The sequence below is a fragment of the Niallia endozanthoxylica genome, from assembly GCF_008710145.1.
Taxonomy (GTDB): domain Bacteria; phylum Bacillota; class Bacilli; order Bacillales; family Cytobacillaceae; genus Bacillus_BD; species Bacillus_BD endozanthoxylica.
Map to the genome: position 1 here is coordinate 54,723 of NZ_VYKL01000013.1, position 24,005 is coordinate 78,727.

A 24,005-nucleotide genomic window follows, 5' to 3' on the forward strand; every position below is an offset into this window, starting at 1 on the left:
GTGTTATTCATAAAGATTGAATAAAAATATATATAAATGAATATTTATTCGTGATACATCGAGGAGGAAATTTTTCATGGCAAATCCAAAATTAGTACTAGCTTATTCTGGCGGTTTAGATACATCTGTTGCAATTACATGGTTAAAAGATCAAGGGTATGATGTTGTTGCATGTTGTTTAGATGTTGGTGAAGGAAAGGATTTAGAGTTTATTAAAGAAAAAGCAATAACGGTTGGAGCTGTAGAGTCCTATGTAATTGATGCAAAAGAAGAATTTGCAAAGGATTATGCGCTGTTATCCCTGCAGGCACATACATTATATGAAGGAAAATATCCTCTTGTATCTGCGCTTTCAAGACCGCTTATTTCTAAAAAGCTAGTAGAGGTAGCTGAAGAAGTAGGTGCTGTTGCGATTGCACACGGTTGTACAGGTAAAGGGAACGACCAAGTACGTTTTGAGGTTTCCATCCAGGCATTAAACCCAGAATTACAAGTAGTAGCACCAGTTCGTGAGTGGGCTTGGTCAAGGGAAGAAGAAATTGAATATGCAAAACAAAAGAATATTCCAATTCCAATTAATTTAGACAGCCCGTTCTCAATCGACCAAAACCTATGGGGAAGAGCTAATGAATGTGGAATTTTAGAAGATCCTTGGGCAACTCCTCCGAAAGATGCTTATGAACTTACAGTAGAAATTGAGGATACACCTGATACTCCAGATATCATAGAGATTGGCTTTGAGCAAGGTGTTCCTGTAAGTTTAGACGGAAAAAAATATGATTCTTTAGCACAGCTTATTTTAGATTTAAATACTCTAGCTGGTAAGCATGGGGTTGGAAGAATTGACCATGTAGAAAACCGCCTTGTTGGTATTAAATCTCGTGAGGTTTATGAGTGCCCGGCTGCAATGACACTAATTAAAGCGCATAAAGAATTAGAGGATTTAACATTGGTGAAGGAAGTTGCACACTTTAAACCAATTGTAGAATTGAAATTAACGGAAATTATTTATGAAGGCCTATGGTTCTCACCATTAAAAGATGCTTTGGCAGCATTTATTGCAGAAACACAAAAATTTGTAACAGGTACTGTAAGAGTTAAGCTGTTTAAAGGGCATGCTATTGTTGAAGGAAGAAAATCCGAGTACTCATTATATGATGAAAAACTAGCGACATACACTGCTGATGATGCATTTGATCATTCAGCTGCTGTAGGATTTATCGAATTATGGGGACTTCCTACAAAAGTTCAAAGTATCGTGCAAAAAAACAAGAAGGTGGAAGCGTGAAAAAACTTTGGGGTGGCAGATTTACAAAAACAGCTGAAGAATGGGTCGATGAATTTGGTGCCTCTATCCCTTTCGACCAAGAATTAGTGATGGAAGATATTACTGGCAGCATCGCCCATGTGACGATGCTTGCCAAAACAGGTATCTTAACTGATGACGAAGCACAGCAGATTAAAAAAGGTCTTGAAGCTCTTAAAGAAAAAGCGGCAAATGATGAATTGGAATTCTCAGTAGCATTGGAGGATATCCATTTAAATTTGGAAAGTAAACTGACTGATTTAGTTGGTCCTGTTGGAGGAAAGCTTCATACAGGCCGCAGTCGTAATGACCAAGTAGCTACGGATATGCATTTGTATTTAAGTAAGCAGGTATCTGACATTATTGAATTAACAGCCGAATTGCAGCAGGCTTTGCTTGAACAGGCAGAAAAGCATGTTGAAACAATTATGCCGGGGTATACTCATCTGCAAAGAGCACAGCCTATTTCGTTTGCTCATCATTTAATGGCTTATTTTTGGATGTTTGAACGCGATAAACAGCGTTTAACAGAAAGTTTAAAAAGGATTAATATTTCTCCGCTTGGTGCAGGTGCATTGGCAGGAACAACCTTTCCAATCGACCGTTATTACAGTGCGGAACTTCTAGGTTTTGATGGAATCTATGAAAACAGCATGGATGCTGTAAGTGATCGTGATTTTATCCTTGAGTTTCTTTCAAACAGCTCTATCTTAATGATGCATCTTTCACGTTTTAGTGAAGAAATTATTCTGTGGTCCAGCCAAGAGTTTCGATTTATTGATCTGGATGACAGCTTCTCAACAGGAAGCAGTATCATGCCGCAGAAGAAAAATCCGGATATGGCTGAGCTAATTCGTGGAAAAACAGGCCGAGTATATGGAAATCTATTTGGATTACTAACTGTACTAAAAGGACTGCCGCTTGCTTATAACAAGGATATGCAAGAGGATAAAGAGGGGATGTTTGACACGGTTAAAACTGTGACAGGATCTCTAAAGATTTTTGCGGGAATGATTCGTACCATGAAGGTCAATACAGACAATATGGTTCAAGCAACTAAACAGGACTTTTCCAATGCAACAGAGCTGGCTGATTATTTGTCAAGTAAAGGAATGCCGTTTAGGGAAGCTCATGAAGTAGTAGGGAAGCTTGTCCTTCATTGTGTTGAAAAAGGCTGCTATTTAAGTGATCTTTCAATGGAAGAGTTTAAAAACTCTAGTCCGCTTTTTGAAAATGATATTTATGAAGTACTGGCACCTGAAACAGCTGTTGCCCGCAGAAACAGCGCTGGTGGTACGGGATTTGAGCAAATCAAGATTGCTTTGGAAAAAGCTAAGCAATGCTTAGCAGATAAGTAAAAATAGAAAACCACGCTGTTCATTGAACAGCGTGGTTTTCTATTTTTACACTTCAATGCTTTCACTGCGAACAACTAATACGTCACAGCGAGCATTACGTGTAATATGTTCGGAAACGCTTCCAATTAAGAAACGCTCAACAGCATTTAAACCTGTAGCTCCGCACATGATTAAATCAATTTCATGATTTTTCGCAATATCTTTAGGTATTTTTACTTTTGGAGAGCCGTAATCTATTACATACTCTACTTCTTTTACACCTGCTTCAATTGCTTCTTTCTTATAGTTTTCCATAAGTTCTTTTGCAAATAGTTCTGCTCTTTCTGCAATTGTGCGGTCGTATGCTTCAACCGTTGCAAATGTACGTGTGTCAATAATGTGGGCGATGACAATTTTTGATTCATTTCTTTTTGCTACGGCAACCGCCTTTTTAAATGCCCATTCTGCTTCCTTTGATCCGTCTACTGCTACAAGAATTTTTTTATAAACTAGTGTCATGTTTCATCCCTCCTATACATTAATTATACACTATAAACAATGTATATTTGTGAAAAAATTAGAAAAATATGTGAATAAATACATTCTTAATAAATGGAAAGAGTAAGAAGATAGAAGTAGCGAAATTAGATAAATTGTGACAAAAGAAGGGTAATTTATATTTTCAATTGAATGAATAATAATAGATTGAATAGGAGGTTCAATGGATATGCGTATCGGTATTCCGAAAGAAATAAAAAACAATGAAAACCGGGTTGCAATGACACCAGCAGGGGTTGTGAATTTAATTAAAGAAGGTCATGAAGTTTATATTGAAAAAGGTGCAGGACTTGGTTCTGCCTTTAGTGATGAAGAATACGTAAATGCCGGGGCAAGAATAGTTTCATCTGCCGGAGAAGCTTGGTCAATGGAGATGGTGATGAAGGTGAAGGAACCGCTGCCAAGTGAATATGAGTATTTTAGAGAAGGGTTAATACTATTTACATATTTACATCTTGCCCCAGAACCGGAGCTGACAAGAGCTCTGCTGGATAAAAAAGTTGTTGGAATTGCATATGAAACAGTACAACTGCCTAATAGAAGTCTTCCCCTATTAACACCGATGAGTGAGGTGGCAGGGAGAATGGCATCACAGATTGGTGCTCAGTTCTTAGAAAAGGTAAATGGTGGAAAAGGGATTTTGCTATCTAGTGTTCCTGGTGTAAAAAGAGGTAAAGTGACGATAATTGGGGGAGGTGTGGCTGGCACCAATGCAGCAAAAATAGCGGTTGGACTTGGGGCCGAGGTAACAATTATTGATGTGAATCCGGATCGCTTGCGGCAGCTGGATGATATCTTTGGTGCTCAGGTTTCTACTCTCATTTCTAATCCATTCAATATAGCTGAAGCTGTGAGTGAATCAGACCTTGTGATTGGTGCAGTTCTGATTCCAGGAGCAAAAGCACCTATTCTAGTCTCGGAAGAAATGATTAAATCTATGAGTCCCGGGTCTGTTGTGATTGATATAGCGATTGATCAAGGCGGTATTTTTGAAACAACCGACCGTATCACAACACATGATCATCCAACTTATATGAAACACGGGGTTGTGCATTATGCTGTGGCTAATATGCCAGGAGCTGTTCCTCGAACTTCAACGATGGCATTAACCAATGTGACGGTACCTTACGCTGTTCAAATAGCAAACAAAGGTTATAAACAAGCCTGCCTTGAGAATGAAGCACTATTAAAGGGGATTAATACGCTGAATGGGTTTGTTACCTATGAAGAAGTAGCGAAAAGCTTAAAGCTCGATTATCACGATGTAAAAAGAGTTCTTAGCGCTATGTAATCGAATAACATAAGGTGTCAGGCACCATATATGGACAAAAATAAACCATTTGTCTTTTTATGATGCTTGACACCTTTACTCAGTTTATTTAATCATTTGAAGTTCTTTTGGGAATTTTGTCAATACTTCTACTCCATCAGCTGTGACAAGTATATCATCTTCAATACGGACACCTGCTATGTTTGGTACATAAATTCCAGGTTCAATCGTATAAACCATACCTTTTTCCAGCAATAAAGAATTCGTTTCAGTCAATGAAGGATATTCATGCACACCAATCCCTAATCCATGCCCAAGGCGATGAGGGAAATAGTCTCCATATCCGGCATCACGAATAATATTTCTTGCCGTAAGGTCGACATTTGAACAAGCTGCTCCTGGTTTACTTGCGTCAATCGCTGCGAGCTGGGCTTTTAAGACAGTATCATAAATCTCTTGTTGTTGATTAGAGATATCACCATAAGCAACTGTGCGTGTAATATCCGAGCAATAGCCGTCAACAACGACGCCCAAATCAAACAGAACAAAATCTCCTTTTTTTATTTTCGTTAATCCTGGAGTACCGTGTGGAGAGGCCCCATTCGTCCCTGTCAGTACCATTGTAGCAAAAGACATTTGTGTGATGCCTTTTTTCTTTAACTCATATTCTATGACTGCTAGTATATCTAATTCTGTTTTTCCCTCTTGTATTTCTGAACAGCCCACTTCAACAGCATAGTCTGCTAATGCACAGGCTTCACGTATTTTGGAGATTTCTTTTTCATCCTTAATCATACGAAGTTTACGAAGTCTTTCTTCAGCCGAAACAAAAGCTGCTTCTGGGAAAAGTGAAGTGAGAGCCTCATAACGCTCTACATTCATATGCTCTTTTTCAATAGCAAGTTTAGTAACCTTATTTACTCGCTTATCAATTGCTTTACGAATCATTTCCCAAGGGTTTTCAACATCGCTATAGCCAATAATCTCATAGGTCCATCCTGAAGCTTTTGCATCTTCTGTTTCCATGGCCGGGCAAATAAGAATAGGCTCTTCCTGCTGAAATAGAGCTAAAGCAAGTAATCTTTCATGCGGGTCACTATAAAAACCGCTTAAATAAAAGACATTTTCTGTAGAAGTAATGATTGAAATGTCAATTTGATTCTCATTCATCCATTCCGACATGTTTTTTAATCTTTGATTCATACGGATGCCTCCAATGCTATGTACTTTCTGTTTAATTCTGAATAAACTTGAATTTTCATTCTGATTTTTCTTATGTTACGATTATTATTGTATCCCTTTCTGCCTGACAAGAAAAGAGACGGTAAGGGGAATGGATGTTGTCTATTTTATTCAGGGAGTGTTAAAAATGTTATTCATCGATAATAAAGGGATTACGGATCCGAGAATTAATCTTGCTATTGAGGAATATGCCTTAAAAAATCTAGATATTAATGAAACCTATCTATTATTTTACATAAATAAACCTTCCATTATTATAGGGAAAAATCAAAATACAATTGAAGAAATCAATACCGATTTCGTAGAAAAAAATGGAATTACTGTTGTAAGAAGGCTGTCTGGCGGGGGCGCAGTGTATCATGATTTAGGAAACTTGAATTTTAGCTTTATTACGAAGGATGACGGTGAAAGCTTCCATAATTTCAGGAAGTTTACCCAACCTGTTGTTCGTGCTTTGAACAAGCTTGGTGTGAATGCTGAACTTAGCGGGCGGAACGATTTAGTAGTCGATAGCCGTAAAATTTCAGGTAATGCCCAGTTTTCTACAAGAGGAAGAATGTTTAGTCATGGTACATTAATGCTTGATTCTGAAATTGATCATGTTGTTTCAGCGTTGAAGGTAAAGAAGGATAAAATTGAATCAAAGGGAATTAAATCGATTCGCAGCCGTGTTGCCAATATTTCTGAGTTTTTATCAGAAAAGATTACGATGGAGAAATTTCGCGGGTTATTGTTATCTAATATTTTTGACAGTGAAGCAGAGATTCCACAATATATACTGACAAAAGAGGACTGGGAAAAGATTCATCAGTTGTCAAAGGAACGGTATCAAACATGGGAATGGAACTATGGGAAATCCCCTAAATTTAATCTCCAGCATTCACATCGATTTCCTGTTGGCAGTATTGATGTAAGGTTAGAGGTGAATAAAGGAGTCATTGAACAATGTAAGATTTATGGAGATTTCTTCGGTGTCGGTGACGTGCGCGATATTGAAGTTCTTTTAACAAATGTTAAATATGAAAAAGCAGCATTGGAAGAGGCTTTAGCTAGAATTGATATGAAACATTACTTTGGCAACATCACGAAGGAAGATTTTTTACAATTAATTTATTAGAAGGTGAAAAGAAGTGGATAAAGAGTCTACTTCTTTTTTCTTACTTTTTTAAATAGAAAGAATAATGCAATATATCGGATTTGCGTGTAATATAGTACTAGATAGCTATGAAATAAACTTAGGAGGAGGTTATGCGGTGGGGAATGTGAGCTTTGCTCAAAAGGGTCACATTGCAGTATTGACATTAAATCGGCCGGAAGTATTCAATGCATTTAATTATGCTTTATTAAATGAACTGCATGGGTATGTTGAAAAAATCCGAACAAGCTCTGACATTAGGATTGTGATTATTACCGGAGCAGGTGAAAAGGCCTTTAGTGCTGGTGCTGATTTAAAAGAAAGAAAAACATTAACGGAAGAAGAAGTACGAAGAAATATTTTTAAAATTGGCGAGGTATTTAATGCAATTGATTCTCTGCCGCAGCCGACAATCGCTGCAATAAACGGCGCTGCCTTTGGCGGAGGACTTGAACTTGCATTATCATGTGATTTTCGTATTGCTCAAACCGAGTCCATCATGGGTTTAACAGAGACAAGCCTGGCTATTATCCCGGGTGCAGGCGGTACACAGCGTCTTCCAAGGTTAATTGGAGAGGCAAAGGCTTTGGAGCTTATATTAACAGCAAAGCGGGTAACAGCAGAAGAAGCGCTGACTATTGGTCTGGTAAATGATGTATCTAGAAAGGAGGACTTAATAGAGACAAGCATGAATTGGGCAGAAAGAATGCTTGTAAACGGACCGCTTGCCCTTAAACAGGCAAAATTTGCTATTAAGCAAGGGATGAATGCAGATTTGCAAACAGGACTGCGAATAGAGCAAAAAGCTTATGAATTGCTTATTCCAACAGAAGATCGGTTGGAAGCTCTGGCTGCATTTGCGGAGAAAAGGAAGCCTAACTTTAAAGGGAAATAGCATATGTACTTTTAGGTGAAATTGACAGAATCCATTTTATTTTAAAAAAAGAGTTGCAAATAGATTGAAATATTATTATTTTAATATTATAATTTACTACACAAAAGCATAAAAGCATAAAAGCGTTTAGGTAATAAAGTTGCTATTTTTGAGGGGGATAAAAATGTTAATGAAAAAGAAAACGTCAATGAGTTTGGCTGCACTTGGATTAATGGGCGCTTTATTTTTAAGCGGTTGCGGTGCTAGCGAAAGTAACGATGGAAATGAAGGAAGTGACAGTAAAGACACATTTAAGGTCGGAATCACACAGTATGTCACACATCCATCATTAGATGCGGCAACAGAAGGATTTAAGAAAGCATTGAAGGATGAAGGTCTAACTGTTGAATATGATGAGCAAAATGCGAATGCTGATCAAAGTAACGTTCAAAACATTGCGACTAACCTTGCAGGAGATGGTGTTGATTTAATATTTGCAAACGCGACACCAAGTGCTCAAGCAGCTTTAAATGCTACAAAGGATATTCCAATCGTGTTCACATCTGTGACGGATGCAGTTGGTGCACAACTTGTTAAGTCAATGGAAGAACCTGGCGGGAATGTAACTGGAACAATTGATAACCATCCAGATGCGATTCCAAATACCGTGAAGTTTATTAGTGAAAACTTTCCTGATAAAACAATTGGAACGGTTTATAATGCCGGTGAGCAAAACTCTGTTGCACAAGTAGATACGATTAAAGAGTCAATAAAAGAATTAGGTTTAAATGAGCTTGAAACAGCGACTGTTTCAACATCAGCTGAAGTAAAGCAGGCAGCTGAATCATTAATTGGAAAAGCAGACGTTATCTACATTATTACAGATAATACGGTTGTTTCAGCATTAGAATCAGTTATTCAGGTTGCCGGGGACAATGAATTACCTTTATTTGTAGGTGAATTGGATTCAGTAGAACGCGGTGGCTTTGCGGCTTATGGCTTTAATTATGAAGATATCGGTTACGAGGCTGGCTTATTAGCAGCACAGATTTTAAAGGGAGAAAAGAAACCATCTGAGCTGCCTGTTCAATATCCGCAAAATTTAAAACTAGTTATCAATAAGAACGCTGCAAAAGAAATGAATGTTGAGTTGAAGGATGAATGGAACGAGCAAGCAGAATTTATTGAGTAGTTATTAGAATAGGGGGGCTTCTTTAAGGCCCTCCTTTCGTTCCTAATTTAGAATAGCATCTGTGTTTGAGTTTTTTGCAGAAAGGAGAAATATCATGTTTAACGCCGTTTTTGGATCCTTTGAGGCGGGTGCCATTTATGCGCTAATGGCTTTAGGAGTTTATTTATCTTTTAGAATATTAGACTTCCCTGATATGACTGTTGATGGATCATTTGTCACGGGGGCATCTGTTGCTGCTGTTTTGATTGTTGGCGGTATGAACCCGTTTTTGGCTACCGCTGTAGCGATTATTGTTGGTTTTATTGCAGGATGTATGACAGGTCTTCTTCATACAAAAGGAAAAATTAACCCTTTATTATCAGGAATCTTAATGATGATTGCACTTTATTCAATTAATTTACGTATCATGGGGAAATCCAATGTTCCACTCCTGCAAGAGGAAACGATTTTTACAAATCTTATCAGTTTTTGGCAAGGTTTAAGAATTGACGATAGTATTAATGGACTATTTCAAATGCTTGGCCTTGGAGATGTGGTCCCAAAGACTTGGGGAATTCTCATTGTGATGCTGTTAGTAGCTTATATTGTCAAAAAGGGACTGGATTTCTTTCTTAAAACGGATATTGGCTTGGCAATAAGAGCTACTGGTGATAATGAAACGATGATTCGAAGCTTTTCCGCAGATACTGACATGCTGAAAATATTGGGTCTTGGTCTTTCTAATGCAATGGTTGCTTTTTCTGGTGCGTTAGTTGCTCAATACAGTGGCTTTAGTGATGTTGGAATGGGTATAGGTATGATTGTTATTGGTCTGGCATCTGTTATTATTGGTGAGGCAGTGTTTGGTGCAAAGAAAATTGTCAGAGCAACGTTAGCAGTTATTGGAGGATCCATTTTATACCGATTGATTGTTACAATGGCGCTTCGTGTTGATTTCTTAGAAACGGGTGATATGAAATTAATCACGGCTATTATTGTTATTTTTGCTCTTATATTACCGAAAATTAATAGCGGCCGAAAAGAAAAACAACGGAAAAAGAAGCGAATGATGCAGTCGTTAGAACAAAATCAGGCCTTTAAAGCTTAATTCAAATTGGAGGTGAATCATTTGCTGCACTTAAACCAAATCTTTAAAGTTTTCAATGAAGGAACTCCTGATGAGAAAATTGCTCTTCATGAATTAACGCTCCAGTTAAATCCAGGTGATTTTGTAACCGTTATTGGAAGTAATGGAGCAGGTAAATCAACGCTAATGAATATTATTTCAGGGAAAATAATTACAGATCTTGGAACTGTATACATTGATGGGAAAAATGTAACAAATCTGCAGGAACATAATCGAGCAAGACTAGTAGGAAGAGTCTTCCAGGATCCAATGGCAGGGACGGCTCCGACCATGACAATTGAGGAAAACTTAGCGATTGCTTATTCGCGGATCCAAACACGAGGACTTCAAATCGGGGTGACAAAAAAACGACGAGACTTTTTTAAAGCGAAGCTGGAAACACTTCATTTAGGTCTGGAAAATCGTTTGGAGGCAAAGGTTGGTCTGCTTTCTGGAGGAGAAAGACAGGCGCTTTCGCTGTTGATGGCGACTTTTACAGATCCGAAAATACTCTTGCTCGATGAACACACAGCTGCACTAGACCCTTCACGGGCAGAATTGATTACAAACCTCACAGGGGAAATTGTCCAAAAGAATAACTTGACTACTTTAATGGTGACACATAATATGCAGCAGGCTCTAGATTTAGGGAATAAGCTCATTATGATGGATAAAGGTCAAGTAATATTTAAAGCCAATGAAACAGAGAAAAAACAACTAACAGTTGAGAAATTGTTAGAAGAGTTCCAGCGTATTCGCGGCGAAAAAATGAATAGTGATAGAGCGGTATTAATTTAGGAGACTGACCATTGTAGTCAGCCTCTTTTTTATTTACACCAATAAACTTGTTCTAAATTACAGTCTTCTTACTACACTAATACTAAGGAGTTTGTACATAATATTGCAGAAAGGGGGAAGAGAATGGCCAGAAAGATTGGGCTATATGGGGTTTTAGCCTACCTTTTGTTTGGGTTATTTTTTTATTGGTATTTGTTTTATTTTGCCGACTCGACTTTACCGTTTGAATATCAAGGCTCTCAAGCAGATCCAGCAGTGTTTTTAAATGAGCGGGAACTTTTTTTGAGTGAAGAATACTCACGGATTCGCTATTTATTGTATTTTTTAGCTACGCCATTTGAATGGATCTTTTATTTGATTATATTATTGTTTGGTTTGTCAAAAGCATTTAAAGAATGGTCTGAAGTGACAGCTAAAAAGAAATGGCTGCAAACAGCCATTTATTTAATATGGCTGTCATTCTTCTCATTTGCTGCCATGCTTCCGTTTAGTTATATCAGTTATTATTTATCAAAAAGTTATCATATCTCTACTCAGACTTTCGCATCCTGGCTAAAAGAAGAGCTCATTGACTTTTGGCTAAACTATGGAATGACATTCATCCTTGTTTCAGTACTGTATTGGCTAATGAAGAAAAGTACAAAAAGATGGTGGCTGTATGCATGGCTGCTTTCGGTTCCGTTTACATTGTTTTTGACTTTTCTGCAGCCTGTTGTCATTGACCCTCTTTATAATGATTTTTATCCCTTAAAGAATAAAGAGTTAGAAGCAGAGATATTGGATATGGCACAAAAAGCAGATATTCCTGCTAATCATGTTTTTGAAGTGAATATGTCAGAGAAAACCAATGCACTAAATGCCTATGTCACAGGAATTGGTTCAAATGCTCGGATTGTTCTTTGGGACACGACATTGAATAAATTATCTAATGAGCAAATTCTGTTTATTATGGCACATGAAATGGCTCATTATGTAGAAAAACATATTTATATCAATATCGCAACTAGTTTAACGTTTTCATTAGTGGGGATGTATTTAACCTATAAATTAATGAATTGGGCGGTAGTCCGCTATGGAAAGGCTTTTAATATTTCAGCCGTCTCTGATTTGCAATCCTTGCCGCTTTTCTTGATGATTATTTCAATGCTGTTGTTTATGTCAGGTCCGCTGTCAAATATGATTTCCAGGTATCAGGAAACGAGGGCTGACCGGTATGCGATTGAAATGACACAGAATACTGAAGCGGGGATAACTACTTTTCAAGAATTATCTCGTGCCGGATTAAGTCAAGTTAATCCTCCATTCCTAGTGAAGTTTTTTATCTATGGACATCCAACCATGCTTGAGAGAATATCAACACTTGAAGAGTATAAGCCTAAGGTTAAGGAAAGTGAAGATGAAGGAAATTGAACGATGTAGTGATATTGAAAAACATCCTCCTAAGAGATAAAGGAGGATGTTTTTGTTGGAAAAGGGAACTGTTCAATTAGTTGTTTACTTGGACAGGCAATAGGAGAGTTTTGGAGGGGTGATTAATTAAGAATGACTCCAACTAATTCTACGTACCAAAGCGTTTGCTAAGTTCTCTGAATTGTTCAGACAGGAGATCAAAGTTTTCTTTATTTCGCTCATCAATTGCTTTGTCAATGCGCGCCAATAAACTTTCTTTCTCTGCTTTTAATAGGATTTCAGTTAGAAACATTTCAATGTACAAATCTAGAATGTAGTTTTCTTTTAATTTCTTTTTGTTCATGGCACTGGATTTCATCAATTCTGTGTAAGAATTCTCTTTCATGGAAATCACCTCGGGTGCTTTTTTATATTATATGGAATAATGCTTCATTAATCAACTGAATTTTGAAAATTTTTAGAAAATATTTTTACGCAGGATAAAATATGTATAATTTGAGAAAAAAGTATTGTATTATAGTAAAAAATGGAATATATATGTTAAAATAGTAATTGTATTTATCCAAAAGAGGAGATGAAAGTTTACATGGTAAAAACTGAAATCATTGAGGAATATCAGATTAGTCGTTCAACACTTGCCATTCTTCCAATGGAATATGGAAGTAAGCTGTATTCACAGATTTATGATCTTGATAATGATCAATTCTCTCCATCAAAGCCGCTTGAATTAATTAAAAAGGGCTGCCGAGCTTTTTGTTCTAGCTACGAAGGCCGCAGGGATGGGAGTAGGCAATTACTTGGTTTCACACATAAAATTCCCATTACCATTGATTCTACCAATATGATGTATTTTTTTCCGACTGCTTCTCCTTTAAGCAAGCGTTGTGCCTGGATTTCACATGCGCATGTGTTACATTATGAAAAAGTTGATTCAGCAAATACACTTGTCTATTTTAGAAATAAAAAAACAATCATTATACCAGTTTCCATCTATACATTTGAGAATCAGATGCTAAGAACGGCATTATTACGTACAAATTTGATGCAACGAAAAATCGGCAATAACAATCGAAACTCTATTACAAGATATCGTCATATTTCTAGGGCCTCCGAGAATAGTCCTGAGTATGGAATGAATAATGAAGAATAATATAAAATAAATAATAAATGATTTGGTACAGAGAAGTATGTGAATAATATCACATACTTTTATTTTTTTCTTGTTAAGACTTATTCGATTGTTATTGAAATGGTATTTTATTTCAATAATCCGGTCAAATAAATCTAGTAACGTATAGGTCACAAAGATTATTTAAGGTAAAATAAAAATAGTAGTTTATTAACCTGTATAAAGCATAAAATGGATGATGATTACAATAATTGGTTGTTACTATTATTAGGAAGGGTTAATCTTTTATGAGATATGAGAAAAAACAGCATGAAAAAAAAGTAAAGAGGAAGCGAAAAAAGAGTTTGTTGAAAAAGACTGTCTTATTATTACTGTTATTAATGGCAGTTACGTTTGGGTATGCGTACTTTCAATACAAACAGGGGATAAACCATGCAAGAGAGAAAACAACGATTGAACAGGAAGTCTTTACATTCAATGGTGAAAAGGATAAGTATGGCGGTACGAATATTTTATTAATTGGAAGTGATTCAAGAGGTGAGGAAAGTGCCAGGTCAGATACAATCATGATTGCTCAATATCATCCGAAAAAGCATTCTTATAAATTAATTTCAATTATGCGGGATTCCTATGTTGAGATTCCGAATTATGGTAAAAATAAGATTAATGCTGCCTTTGCACTTGGAGGACCGGAATTATTGAGGCAGACCATTAAGAAGAATTTTAATGTCGACGTGAAGTATTATGCAATCGTTGATTTTGATGGATTTATTCATTTAATTGATGAAGCTTTTCCAAATGGAGTTGAAATTGAAGTGGAAAAAGAAATGTCAGCTTTTCTGGATGTCCCGCTTAAACCAGGGTTGCAGCGGCTTGACGGCGCGCATCTCCTTTCATACGTACGCTTTCGTTATGATGCAATGGGAGATTTCGATCGTGTGAAACGCCAGCAGAAAGCTATGAAGGAAGTAGCCAATCAATTTGCATCTTTCCAAACTTTATCAAAGTTTCCTAAATTAGTTGGTGTGATGAAACCGTATGTGAATACAAACATGGATACATCAGATATTATATATATAGGTAAGGATTATTTATCAAAGGATAATCGTAATATTAATACGTTTCGTATTCCTGTTGACGGGATGTTTGAAACGGATAGAATCAGCGGTATAGGAGAAGTCCTGATACTCGATAGGGAAGCCAACGCAGATGCACTAGGAGAATTTTTAGCAAAATGAGTGTTATTCTTTTTCATTTATATAGTTCGGGTGTAAAATGAGGTATAGATTATGTGTGTAGAAATTCAATAAAAATAGGTGGGAACGTCAAATTGAAGATTCTGTTTTGTTTTGATCCAGGAGTAATTATTAATGGATTTTGATGTGTTAAAAGAATGGTTCACATTTGAAAATATTATGGAATTAATTCATGAATATCGCTCTTTTGGACCGCTTCCAGGTATCTTGCTTCCCATGCTTGAAGCATTTCTTCCCTTTTTACCGCTGTTTCTGTTTGTCATGGCAAATGCGAATGCATTTGGTCTTTGGTTTGGATTTTTATTTTCATGGATTGGAGCTTGCACAGGAGCGCTACTTGTTTTTTTGCTGATTAGAAAGTTTGGTCAAAAAAGAATACTCCAATTTCTAAAGAAGCATCCTCAGGTTCAAAAGCTGATGCTTTGGGTGGAACGGCATGGCTTTGGTCCATTATTTATCTTATTATGTTTTCCATTTACTCCTTCGGCAATTGTTAATATTGTAGCAGGGCTTTCTAAGATTAGTACATATCAGTACATGTTAGCTGTTATGACGGGGAAATTGGTGATGATTTTTACTATCAGTTTTGTTGGGTATGATATTAAATCGCTTATGACACAGCCAGTAAGGACGGCTGTCGTGGGGCTTGTTATTTTTATTCTTTGGTATGTTGGGAAAATAATAGAAGTAAAAATAAATAAAAGTACGGAGAAGGAAAATCGGAGACAAGAAGGATAATTACCCAAATGTACTATAGAAATTGGAGGAATCGGTGCGTATGAGGGAGGAAATCAAAAAGGAAGGCGTTGAATGGCTTAAAGCATTTGCAATTGGCATTATCATTTTTGTTTTTATCCGCATGTTTTTTTTCTCGAATTATGTAGTAGAAGGCGAGTCGATGATGCCAACTCTTCAGGATGGGAATAAACTTGTCGTAAATAAAATTGGTTATCAGATAGGTGAACTGCATCGGTTTGATGTCATTGTGTTTCACGCAAATGAACAGGAAGACTATGTAAAACGCTTGATTGGATTACCAGGCGACGAAATAGAGTATCGTGACGATCAGCTTTTGATTAATGGAAAAAGGTATGAAGAACCCTATTTGGAAAAGTATCGCAAACAGACATTTGGCGGGCGCTTAACCGGTAATTTTACTCTTTATGAACTGACTGGAAAAAAAACAGTCCCTGAGAACATGATTTTTGTATTGGGAGATAATCGTCTTGGCAGCAGAGACAGCCGGGAATTTGGATTTGTTTCCGTTGATCAGGTAGTTGGGAAGGTAAATTTAAGATACTGGCCAATGGATGAAGTGGCTGTATCTTTTTAAGTAATACCTGCTATCCGTTTTGGGATTTAAAAATGGTAAAAGGATTCGTGAACATTTAGCGAATCTTTTTTTATTGAATTAGTATGATAAGATGTTTAATAGACAAAACCTTGAGAGGGTGAGAAAAGGATGTCAGTACGTTTATTAATTGGACGGTCGGGCAGCGGGAAAACCGCAGCATGTCTCAATGAAATTCGAGCAAAATTAGCAGAAAATCCCGAGGGTGATCCGCTTATCTATTTAGTACCCGAACAAATGACTTTTTTATCTGAATATCAATTAATTAGTACACCTGGCTTAGGCGGTATGATACGCGCACAGGTTTTTTCTTTTACAAGGCTTGCCTGGAGGATTCTGCAGGAGACCGGAGGAATGAGCCGCTATCATTTGAACAGTACAGGAATTAATATGCTGATTCAAAAAATTATTGAAGACAAAAAAGAAGAACTGCATTTATTTGGACGGGCAGCAGATAAGACAGGATTTATCAGTCAAATGGAGCAAATGTTAGTGGAGTTTAAGCGTTACTGTGTGCAGCCTGCTGAATTGGCAGAGAAAAAGAGCCAGCTGCCGGAGCATACATTAAAGGATAAGCTCCATGATCTGCAGCTTATTTATGAAGGTTTTGAAGCAGGATTATCCAATAAGTATATTGATACGGAAGATTACTTTCGGCTGCTTTCTGAAAAAATTGCACATTCCACCTATTTACAAAAGGCTGAAATCTATATAGATGGTTTTTATAGTTTTACACCTCAGGAATATATGATAATTGAGCAATTAATGAAGCATTGTAAGCAGGTTACGATTACTTTAACACTTGACCGTTCTTTCGAAAGTCAGGCACCAGATGAATTACATTTATTTCGTCTTTCAGGGGAGAATTGTCGGACATTGTATGAGATGGCTTCTGTAAACGGAGTATCTGTGGAAGAAGTGATACTAGACGAGCCAAAAAGGTGGAAGGATAAAGCCTTACAGCATCTTGAAGCCCATTTTGATTCTCGTCCGGCTCTCCCCTTTAATAAGTCAAATTCGATTTGTATTGCACAGGCGGTCAATCGAAGGTCTGAGATTGAAGGAATTGCTAGAAATATTAAGCGTCTAGTTTCGGAAAAGAATTACCGTTATCGGGATATAGCTCTTCTCATGCGAAATGGACAAGATTATCATGAAATGATTGAAACCATATTCCGTGATTATGAGATTCCCTATTTTATCGATCAAAAAAGGACCATGCTTCATCATCCATTAGTGGAGCTAATTCGATCGGTTCTCGAAATTATCAATGGAAATTGGCGGTATGAACCGGTATTTCGAGCTATTAAAACAGAACTGCTATTTCCACTCGGACAAAATAGCGATAAACTCCGTGAGCAAATGGATAATCTTGAAAATTATGTATTAGCATATGGCATTAAAGGAGACAAATGGACGAAGCGTGAGCGATGGACTTACCGGCGCATTCGGGGATTAGAGTTTGAAAATGTTGCTCAAACCGATAGTGAAAAGCGAAAAGAGCAGGAATTGAATGAGCTCAGGCTTATAGTAACTGCACCGATCTTACGATTGTCAAGGAGGTTGAAAAGAGCTGGAACAGGTAGAAATCTTGGTGAAGCTTTATATTTATTCCTTGAAGAATTAGATATACCGGCAAAATTGGAAAAATGGAAATTTGATGAAGAGGAAAAAGGAAATCTTGTAAAGGCTCGTGAGCATGATCAGGCCTGGAATGCGATTATTGATATATTTGATCAATTTGTGGAAATCCTTGGGGACGATGAGATACCTCTTCAGTCTTTTTCAAAAATACTTGATGCAGGTTTAGAAGCTCTTCGCTTCTCTCTTGTTCCGCCGGCAATTGATCAAGTGCTCGCAGGAGATTTGGAAAAATCACGCCTTTCCGATGTAAAGGTGGCTTTTATTATTGGCTTAAATGAAGGGGTTCTTCCGGCGAAATTTACAGAGGATGGGATACTTGCTGACGAAGACCGAGAGCAATTATTGATGAATGGTTTGAAAATAGCTCAATCCAGCAAAACAAGATTATTGGACGAAGAATTTCTTGCCTACAAAGCATTTGTGACACCATCTGAAAGTTTATATATCAGTTATCCGTTAGCAAATGAAGAGGGAAAAGCATTAATACCATCTCTTTATATAAAAAGAATGCAAGATTTATTCCCAGAGCATACGGAACTGTTTTATATGGCGGACCCATCAGAGCTTGCTGATGAAGAACAGCTTGAATATATTTCACACAGGAATAGAAGCTTGTCCTATTTAACCTCACAGCTTCAGCTGAAAAAACGGAACTATCCTTTAGCCGATTTCTGGTGGGATGTTTATAACTGGTATGTGACAGGCAGGGACAAAGAAAGTGCTGTTCTTGTTCTTTCCAGCCTGGATTATAAAAATCCTGTCAAGCCACTTTCACAGCAGGTAACACAAGAGTTATACGGTGATGTGATTCAAGCAAGTGTATCGAGGATGGAGCTGTTTCAGAGCTGTCCATTTTCGCATTTTGTTCAGCATGGCTTGCGCCTAAGAGACAGGCAAGTTTTTCGACTGGAAGCACCTGATATTGGAGACCTTTTCCATTCAGCATTAAAATATATTGCTGAAACGGTGATGACAAATAATTTAACCTGGGCAGAGCTTACAAAGGAACAATCGAAAAAATTAGCTAAAGCTGCAGTTGAAGCATTAGCTCCAAGGTTGCAAAATGAAATTCTTTTAAGTTCCAATCGGCATGCCTATATTAAAAGGAAGCTAGAGCAGATTATTACTCGTGCTTCGGTTATCTTAAGCGAACATGCTAAAGTAAGCGGCTTTGCACCGGTAGGATTAGAACTTGGTTTTGGTCCAAAGAGTGAACTTCCGCCTCTTTCCTTTCAGCTTCGCAACGGTACGAAGATGCAGCTGGTGGGCAGAATTGACCGTGTAGATAAAGCAGTGGATGAGAATGGTGTGTATTTACGGGTTCTCGATTATAAATCCAGCTCAAAGGAATTAAATTTAGGTGAAGTATACTATGGCATGGCCCTGCAGATGCTGACATATTTAGATATCATTTTGAGTCATGCTAAGTCATTGGTCGGGTCTGAAGCGACTCCAGCGGGTGTCCTTTATTTTCATGTGCATAATCCAATGATTAATGCTAAACAAATCTTAACACTTGAAGATATTGAGGAACAAATCTTTAAAAAGTTTAAAATGAATGGACTTGTACTCGGTGATGAAAGTGCGATTAGGTTAATGGATTTAAGTCTGGATTCAGGTGCATCAGATGTAGTACCAGCTGAAATTAAAAAGGATGGGACCTTATCTAAGCGTTCAAAAGCAGCAAGTAGACAGGACTTTGAGGATATGCGCGCTTACGTCCGTAACATGTATGTGAAAACAGGAAATGCCATTACGGAAGGGGATGTTCAAATCTCCCCTTTTAAAATGAAGGATAAAACTCCTTGCACGTTTTGTTCTTATAAATCAGTTTGTCAATTTGATGAATCAATGGAAGAAAATCAATACCGCATGCTTGTTCCTCGTTCAAAAGAAGAGGCACTTGAGCTTATGCGAAAGGAGGTAGCTAAACATGGGGATAAACAAGATACCGCCGAAGCCTGAAGATGCGACATGGACGGATGATCAATGGAAGGCGATTATGGCAAGTGGACAGGATATCTTGGTTGCAGCTGCTGCCGGGTCTGGGAAAACGGCTGTCCTAGTTGAAAGGATGATTAAGAAAGTACTCTCAAAAGATACTCCAATCAATGTGGATGAGCTCCTTGTCGTTACTTTTACTAATGCTTCTGCAGCGGAAATGCGCCACCGGATCAGTGAGGCGTTGGAAAAGGCAATCAATGAAGACCCCACATCCCATCATTTGCGAAAACAGCTAAGTTTATTAAACAGAGCGTCCATTTCTACCATTCATTCTTTTTGTCTCGAAGTCATTCGCAAATATTATTACATGATTGACGTCGATCCCGGGTTTAGGATTGCCGATGAAACAGAAGGACAGTTATTACGTGATGAAGTGCTTGATGAGCTGTTTGAAGAAGAATACGGTAAAGCAGGTAATGAAGATTTCTTCCGGCTTGTTGACAGTTTTACAAATGACCGCAGTGATACAGCATTGATGGATATCATAAGGGATCTTTATGATTTTGCCCGTGCGAACCCAGATCCTGATAGATATTTACAAAAAATTGTTCAAATGTATGATGTTGATACGAACTCATCTATAGATGAACTGCCTTTTATGGAAACCTGTATGTTTGATGTGGAACTTCAGCTTGAAGGGGTAAAAGGGATACTTGAAAAAGGGCTGGCTTTAACGAAAGTACCCGGCGGTCCTGCTCCAAGGGAAGAGAACTTTTTAGATGATTTAAAAATTGTGGAAGTCATGCAGGCTGCATGCAAAGATTCATGGAACACTTTATATCAGGCCATGCAAAACTGGTCATTCTCACGCGCAAAAACTTGCCGCGGGGATGAGTTTAATAAAGAACTAATTGACCGTGCGCAAAAATTACGTGAAGCTGCTAAGAAAAAGCTTCAAGATTTGCAGAAGGAATTCTTTTCCCGAAAACCAGAAAGCTTTCTGCAGGATATGAAAGAAATGAAACCGATTATTCACACATTAACGCAGCTTGTACAGCGCTTCTCTGAACGTTTCAGTGCTGTAAAACGGGAGAAGGGGCTTGTGGATTTTGCTGACTTAGAGCATTATTGCCTTGAGATTTTGCTAGATTCTTCTGCGAAAAATGATGGTGTCCTCATTCCATCTGCTGCAGCACTTCACTATCGTGATACCTTCAAAGAAGTACTTGTGGATGAATATCAGGATGTTAATTTAGTTCAGGAATCCATTATCCAGCTCGTAACAAAGGAAGAAGAGAATACAGGAAATCTTTTTATGGTAGGCGACGTGAAGCAGTCCATTTATCGCTTCCGGCTTGCAGAGCCCAATCTTTTTCTCGGGAAATATAATCGTTTCACAGATGACGGAAATAACAGCGGATTAAAAATTGACTTAGCAAGAAACTTTCGCAGTCGTCACGAAGTTCTGTCCGGAACTAATTATTTATTCAAGCAAATAATGGGGGTCAATGTTGGCGAAATTGAATATAACGAAGCAGCAGAACTTGTAAAGGGTGCTTCATACCCTGAAGACGTTTCTTATCCTGTAGAGGTAATGCTCATTGATCTTGAAAAAGAGGAAAGTGATTCCGAAGGAGATAGCAGTGAAGAAACGGAGGCAGTTTTGGATGAGGCAGAGCTTGCGCAATCACAGCTTGAAGCAAGAGTCATGGCAAAGAAAATCAAAGAGATGATAGCAGAAAAAGCCTCCGTTTATAATCCGAAAACAAGCTCAAGCCGCTCTGTCATGTATAAGGATATCGTCATTTTGCTTCGTTCCATGACCTGGGCTCCACAGATTATCGAGGAGTGTAAGCAGCAGGGGATTCCAATTTATGCAAATTTATCAACCGGCTATTTTCAGGCAGTGGAAATTACGATTATGATGTCGTTATTAAAGGTCATCGATAACCCATTTCAAGATATCCCATTGGCTGCTGTGCTTCGTTCACCGATTGTCGGTTTGCATGAGGAGGAATTGGCTAAAGTCCGTATCCACGAAAAAAATGGAACCTTTTATGATGCGTTATCATCCTTTTGCCGGTATAAACAATCAGGTGACAATGAAAGGATATATGATAAAGTAAAGCCATTTCTCTTGATGTTAGATGGCTGGAGGTCAATGGCTAGGCAGGGTTCCTTGTCTTCGTTAATATGGCAGCTATACAGGGACACTCATTTCTATGATTTTGCCGGAGGGCTGCCAGGCGGTAAGCAAAGACAGGCCAATTTACGGGCATTATATGATCGTGCTCGTCAATATGAAGCCACTTCCTTTAGAGGTTTGTTCCGCTTCCTTCGTTTTATTGAAAGAATGCAAGAAAGAGGAGATGACCTTGGTGCAGCACGTGCTCTTGGCGAACAGGAGGATGTTGTACGCATTATGACGATTCATAGCAGTAAAGGTCTTGAGTTTCCGATTGTATTTGTTGCCGGCTTAGGGCGGCAATTTAACATGATGGATCTAAAAAAGCCTTATTTACTGGACAAAGAATTTGGGTTTGCCTCTAAATATGTGAATGTAGACAAACGGATTACGTATCCATCACTGCCTCAGTTAGCCTTTAAAAGAAAGAAAAAGCTCGAAACGCTGGCTGAAGAAATGCGTGTTCTTTATGTGGCATTAACCAGGGCAAAAGAACGACTCTTTTTAATATCCTCAGTGAAAAGCTTACAAAAGAAGCTTTCAAAATGGGAGCAGACACTTAACCATCCTGACTGGCTTTTACAGGATTATGAGCGTGCTTCTGCTGACAGCTACCTGGATTGGGTCGGTCCATCACTTATTAGGCATCGCGACTGTCATCTGCCGTTGGAGGAAGAATCCAAAGTATCGGGGTTGATTCCACAGGAGTTGATTGAACATCCGTCTCGCTGGCAGATTTCAGTGATCAATGCAGAGGATGCTCAAGTAATAGATGAGGAAGAACAATCTGAGAGTGATTCTTGGCTTAAGACAATCCTGCAAGGTGAAACCATTCAGGTTGAATCTCCATATAAAAATGAGATTGAAGAAAGACTTTCATGGCAATATCCATATAGAAGCGCGTCAACTCATCGTTCTAAGCAATCTGTCTCAGAGATAAAACGCCAGAAGGATTCATCCGATGAAACAAGCGGTACGGAGTTGTTACGTAAATTTAAAAAGCCATTAATGAACAGGCCGCGATTTATGCAGGAAAAAGCTTTATCACCTGCTGAAATAGGGACAGCCATGCATATGGTGATGCAGCATATTGACTTTTCCAAGTCTGTCAACTCTGAAGCGATTATGGAGCTTGGCGATGATATGGTAAGAAAAGAGCTTTTAACAGAAGAACAAAAGTCCGTCATTGATCCAGATTTAATCAGTACGTTTTTTGAATCTTCATTAGGAAAAAGGATGACTTCAGCTCCAACCATAAAGCGTGAGGTACCATTCAGCTTGGCTCTTCCGGCTGAGGAAGCATATGAGGACTGGAATGGAAAGAATGAACCAGTGCTTGTACAAGGAATCATTGACTGTTTGTTTGAAGATCAGGATGGATTGGTACTTGTTGATTATAAAACAGATGGAATAACAGACAGGTATAAAGGCGGTTTTGAAGAGGCAAGACCGATTCTTGAAAAGCGCTATCGTATACAAATAGACCTTTATACAAAGGCTGTAGAACATATTTATAAGCGTCCGATTAAGGAAAGGTATTTATTTTTCTTTGATGGAGCGCACATTCTAAAATTAGAATAGTAAAAAGCCGGCAGTAATCCCTGCCGGTTTTCTTTCTTATATCTAATGTTTCTTTAATTATTGCCCACGTTTGGCTGGTCAATTAGATTTGTATCAAAATGGTTTGTTGCACTAATTCCATTATTGGTCATAATAAATCCTCCTGTATTTCCTCCGCCAGAACCGGAAGTCGATTTAGAATTGCTCTTTGGCGAAATATTTAATGCATCGCCAAATTGAACATTTCCTCCTCCTACGTTTAAAATTTGAACCGGTCCAACAATTGCTGGCATTTTTTCCACCCCCTATGCTTGCTCAACTTTTTTTTCATTGTTCTCGTCAACGTGTTCTAATTGTCTAATGTGCAGGGTTCTTGATTCACCTTGAAAGTGGCGAGAGTTTCCGATATGCAAAACAGCAGCGGAACTCATCCCGATTATGTCAATGGAACCTACTTTAATGAGTGGATGTAACGAAGTTGAACCAATAGTTATGGGTTCAACTATTGGTTCAATGGGAAGTTGAAAAGAGAAAATTGGAAATGAATTAAAATTACCCTCATTTGAATAAAACAATTCATTCTGTCTTTGCACTGCAATTGCACGGGAAAAAGCTGTGATACAAGTAGAATCTCCTATTTGAATCACGGAAGACAAAGCTGATGAGTCCACTTTAAGTGAATCTACTTTTGATGTTCGGTACATGGGAA

20 protein-coding genes are annotated in these 24,005 nt (G+C 38.0%); 15 read left to right on the top strand and 5 right to left on the bottom strand.

Annotated features, from left to right (window positions below; genetic code table 11):
• The first annotated feature begins 76 nt into the window (after window positions 1-76).
• Both F4V44_RS05700 and argH read left to right on the top strand, forming a co-directional pair.
• On the top strand, window positions 77-1,288 hold the full coding sequence (locus F4V44_RS05700) for an argininosuccinate synthase (protein ID WP_150439034.1): 1,212 nt from the start codon (window positions 77-79) through the stop codon (window positions 1,286-1,288).
• A complete protein-coding gene (gene argH / locus F4V44_RS05705; protein WP_150439035.1) occupies window positions 1,285-2,664 on the top strand; it encodes an argininosuccinate lyase in 1,380 nt (459 codons plus the stop codon). The genes F4V44_RS05700 and argH overlap by 4 nt, the downstream gene beginning before the upstream one ends.
• Window positions 2,665-2,709: 45 nt before the next feature.
• On the opposite strand, the gene F4V44_RS05710 is transcribed toward argH, so the two are convergent.
• Entirely contained in the window at window positions 2,710-3,162 is a 453-nt protein-coding gene (locus F4V44_RS05710; RefSeq protein WP_150439036.1) for a universal stress protein, read from the bottom strand.
• A 208-nt stretch (window positions 3,163-3,370) separates the two neighbouring features.
• Here F4V44_RS05710 and ald point away from each other — a divergent pair, with 208 nt between their 5' ends.
• Complete coding sequence (gene ald / locus F4V44_RS05715) at window positions 3,371-4,492, top strand: alanine dehydrogenase (protein WP_150439037.1); 1,122 nt, start codon at window positions 3,371-3,373, stop codon at window positions 4,490-4,492.
• A gap of 84 nt (window positions 4,493-4,576) precedes the next feature.
• Here the strand turns inward: ald and F4V44_RS05720 are convergent, their stop codons facing one another.
• Window positions 4,577-5,674 carry a M24 family metallopeptidase gene (locus F4V44_RS05720; RefSeq protein WP_150439038.1) on the bottom strand — a complete coding sequence of 366 codons (1,098 nt, stop codon included), beginning with the start codon at window positions 5,672-5,674 and terminating at the stop codon, window positions 4,577-4,579.
• 166 nt (window positions 5,675-5,840) lie between these two features.
• Here F4V44_RS05720 and F4V44_RS05725 point away from each other — a divergent pair, with 166 nt between their 5' ends.
• From F4V44_RS05725 to F4V44_RS05750, 6 genes are all read left to right on the top strand, one after another.
• Window positions 5,841-6,830 carry a lipoate--protein ligase gene (locus tag F4V44_RS05725; RefSeq protein WP_150439039.1) on the top strand — a complete coding sequence of 330 codons (990 nt, stop codon included), beginning with the start codon at window positions 5,841-5,843 and terminating at the stop codon, window positions 6,828-6,830.
• Window positions 6,831-6,966: 136 nt separating this feature from the next.
• A complete protein-coding gene (locus F4V44_RS05730; protein ID WP_150439040.1) occupies window positions 6,967-7,743 on the top strand; it encodes an enoyl-CoA hydratase-related protein in 777 nt (258 codons plus the stop codon).
• A gap of 169 nt (window positions 7,744-7,912) precedes the next feature.
• Window positions 7,913-8,914: an ABC transporter substrate-binding protein gene (locus F4V44_RS05735; protein ID WP_396897481.1), complete on the top strand. Its 1,002-nt coding sequence runs from the start codon at window positions 7,913-7,915 to the stop codon at window positions 8,912-8,914.
• Window positions 8,915-9,008: 94 nt separating this feature from the next.
• On the top strand, window positions 9,009-10,001 hold the full coding sequence (locus F4V44_RS05740; RefSeq protein WP_150439042.1) for an ABC transporter permease: 993 nt from the start codon (window positions 9,009-9,011) through the stop codon (window positions 9,999-10,001).
• Window positions 10,002-10,022: 21 nt separating this feature from the next.
• Window positions 10,023-10,817 carry an ABC transporter ATP-binding protein gene (locus F4V44_RS05745; protein ID WP_150439043.1) on the top strand — a complete coding sequence of 265 codons (795 nt, stop codon included), beginning with the start codon at window positions 10,023-10,025 and terminating at the stop codon, window positions 10,815-10,817.
• A 123-nt stretch (window positions 10,818-10,940) separates the two neighbouring features.
• Window positions 10,941-12,227 carry a M48 family metallopeptidase gene (locus F4V44_RS05750; protein WP_150439044.1) on the top strand — a complete coding sequence of 429 codons (1,287 nt, stop codon included), beginning with the start codon at window positions 10,941-10,943 and terminating at the stop codon, window positions 12,225-12,227.
• 148 nt (window positions 12,228-12,375) lie between these two features.
• Here F4V44_RS05750 and F4V44_RS05755 read toward each other — a convergent pair whose 3' ends face one another.
• A complete protein-coding gene (locus F4V44_RS05755; RefSeq protein WP_150439045.1) occupies window positions 12,376-12,612 on the bottom strand; it encodes an IDEAL domain-containing protein in 237 nt (78 codons plus the stop codon).
• A 201-nt stretch (window positions 12,613-12,813) separates the two neighbouring features.
• Here F4V44_RS05755 and F4V44_RS05760 point away from each other — a divergent pair, with 201 nt between their 5' ends.
• The 6 genes from F4V44_RS05760 to addA all read left to right on the top strand — a co-directional run bounded on the left by F4V44_RS05760 (window position 12,814) and on the right by addA (window position 23,317).
• Window positions 12,814-13,377, top strand: coding sequence for a competence protein ComK (locus F4V44_RS05760; RefSeq protein WP_150439046.1), 564 nt, complete (start codon window positions 12,814-12,816; stop codon window positions 13,375-13,377).
• A 266-nt stretch (window positions 13,378-13,643) separates the two neighbouring features.
• Window positions 13,644-14,594 (top strand): LCP family protein, encoded by a 951-nt coding sequence (locus F4V44_RS05765; protein WP_150439047.1) that lies wholly within the window; start codon window positions 13,644-13,646, stop codon window positions 14,592-14,594.
• A 132-nt stretch (window positions 14,595-14,726) separates the two neighbouring features.
• A complete protein-coding gene (locus tag F4V44_RS05770) occupies window positions 14,727-15,350 on the top strand; it encodes a TVP38/TMEM64 family protein (RefSeq protein ID WP_150439048.1) in 624 nt (207 codons plus the stop codon).
• 40 nt (window positions 15,351-15,390) lie between these two features.
• A complete protein-coding gene (gene lepB, locus F4V44_RS05775) occupies window positions 15,391-15,945 on the top strand; it encodes a signal peptidase I (RefSeq protein ID WP_150439164.1) in 555 nt (184 codons plus the stop codon).
• Between the two features lie 129 nt (window positions 15,946-16,074).
• Window positions 16,075-19,572 (top strand): helicase-exonuclease AddAB subunit AddB, encoded by a 3,498-nt coding sequence (gene addB, locus F4V44_RS05780; RefSeq protein WP_150439049.1) that lies wholly within the window; start codon window positions 16,075-16,077, stop codon window positions 19,570-19,572.
• The gene (addA, locus tag F4V44_RS05785) at window positions 19,541-23,317 is read left to right on the top strand and encodes a helicase-exonuclease AddAB subunit AddA (RefSeq protein ID WP_150439050.1); all 3,777 of its coding nucleotides are present in this window, start codon (window positions 19,541-19,543) and stop codon (window positions 23,315-23,317) included. The genes addB and addA overlap by 32 nt, the downstream gene beginning before the upstream one ends.
• Window positions 23,318-23,370: 53 nt before the next feature.
• On the opposite strand, the gene F4V44_RS05790 is transcribed toward addA, so the two are convergent.
• A complete protein-coding gene (locus F4V44_RS05790; RefSeq protein ID WP_150439051.1) occupies window positions 23,371-23,589 on the bottom strand; it encodes a spore germination protein in 219 nt (72 codons plus the stop codon).
• A gap of 12 nt (window positions 23,590-23,601) precedes the next feature.
• Window positions 23,602-24,000 (bottom strand): spore germination protein GerPE, encoded by a 399-nt coding sequence (locus tag F4V44_RS05795; RefSeq protein WP_150439052.1) that lies wholly within the window; start codon window positions 23,998-24,000, stop codon window positions 23,602-23,604.
• Between the last annotated feature and the right edge of the window lie 5 nt (window positions 24,001-24,005).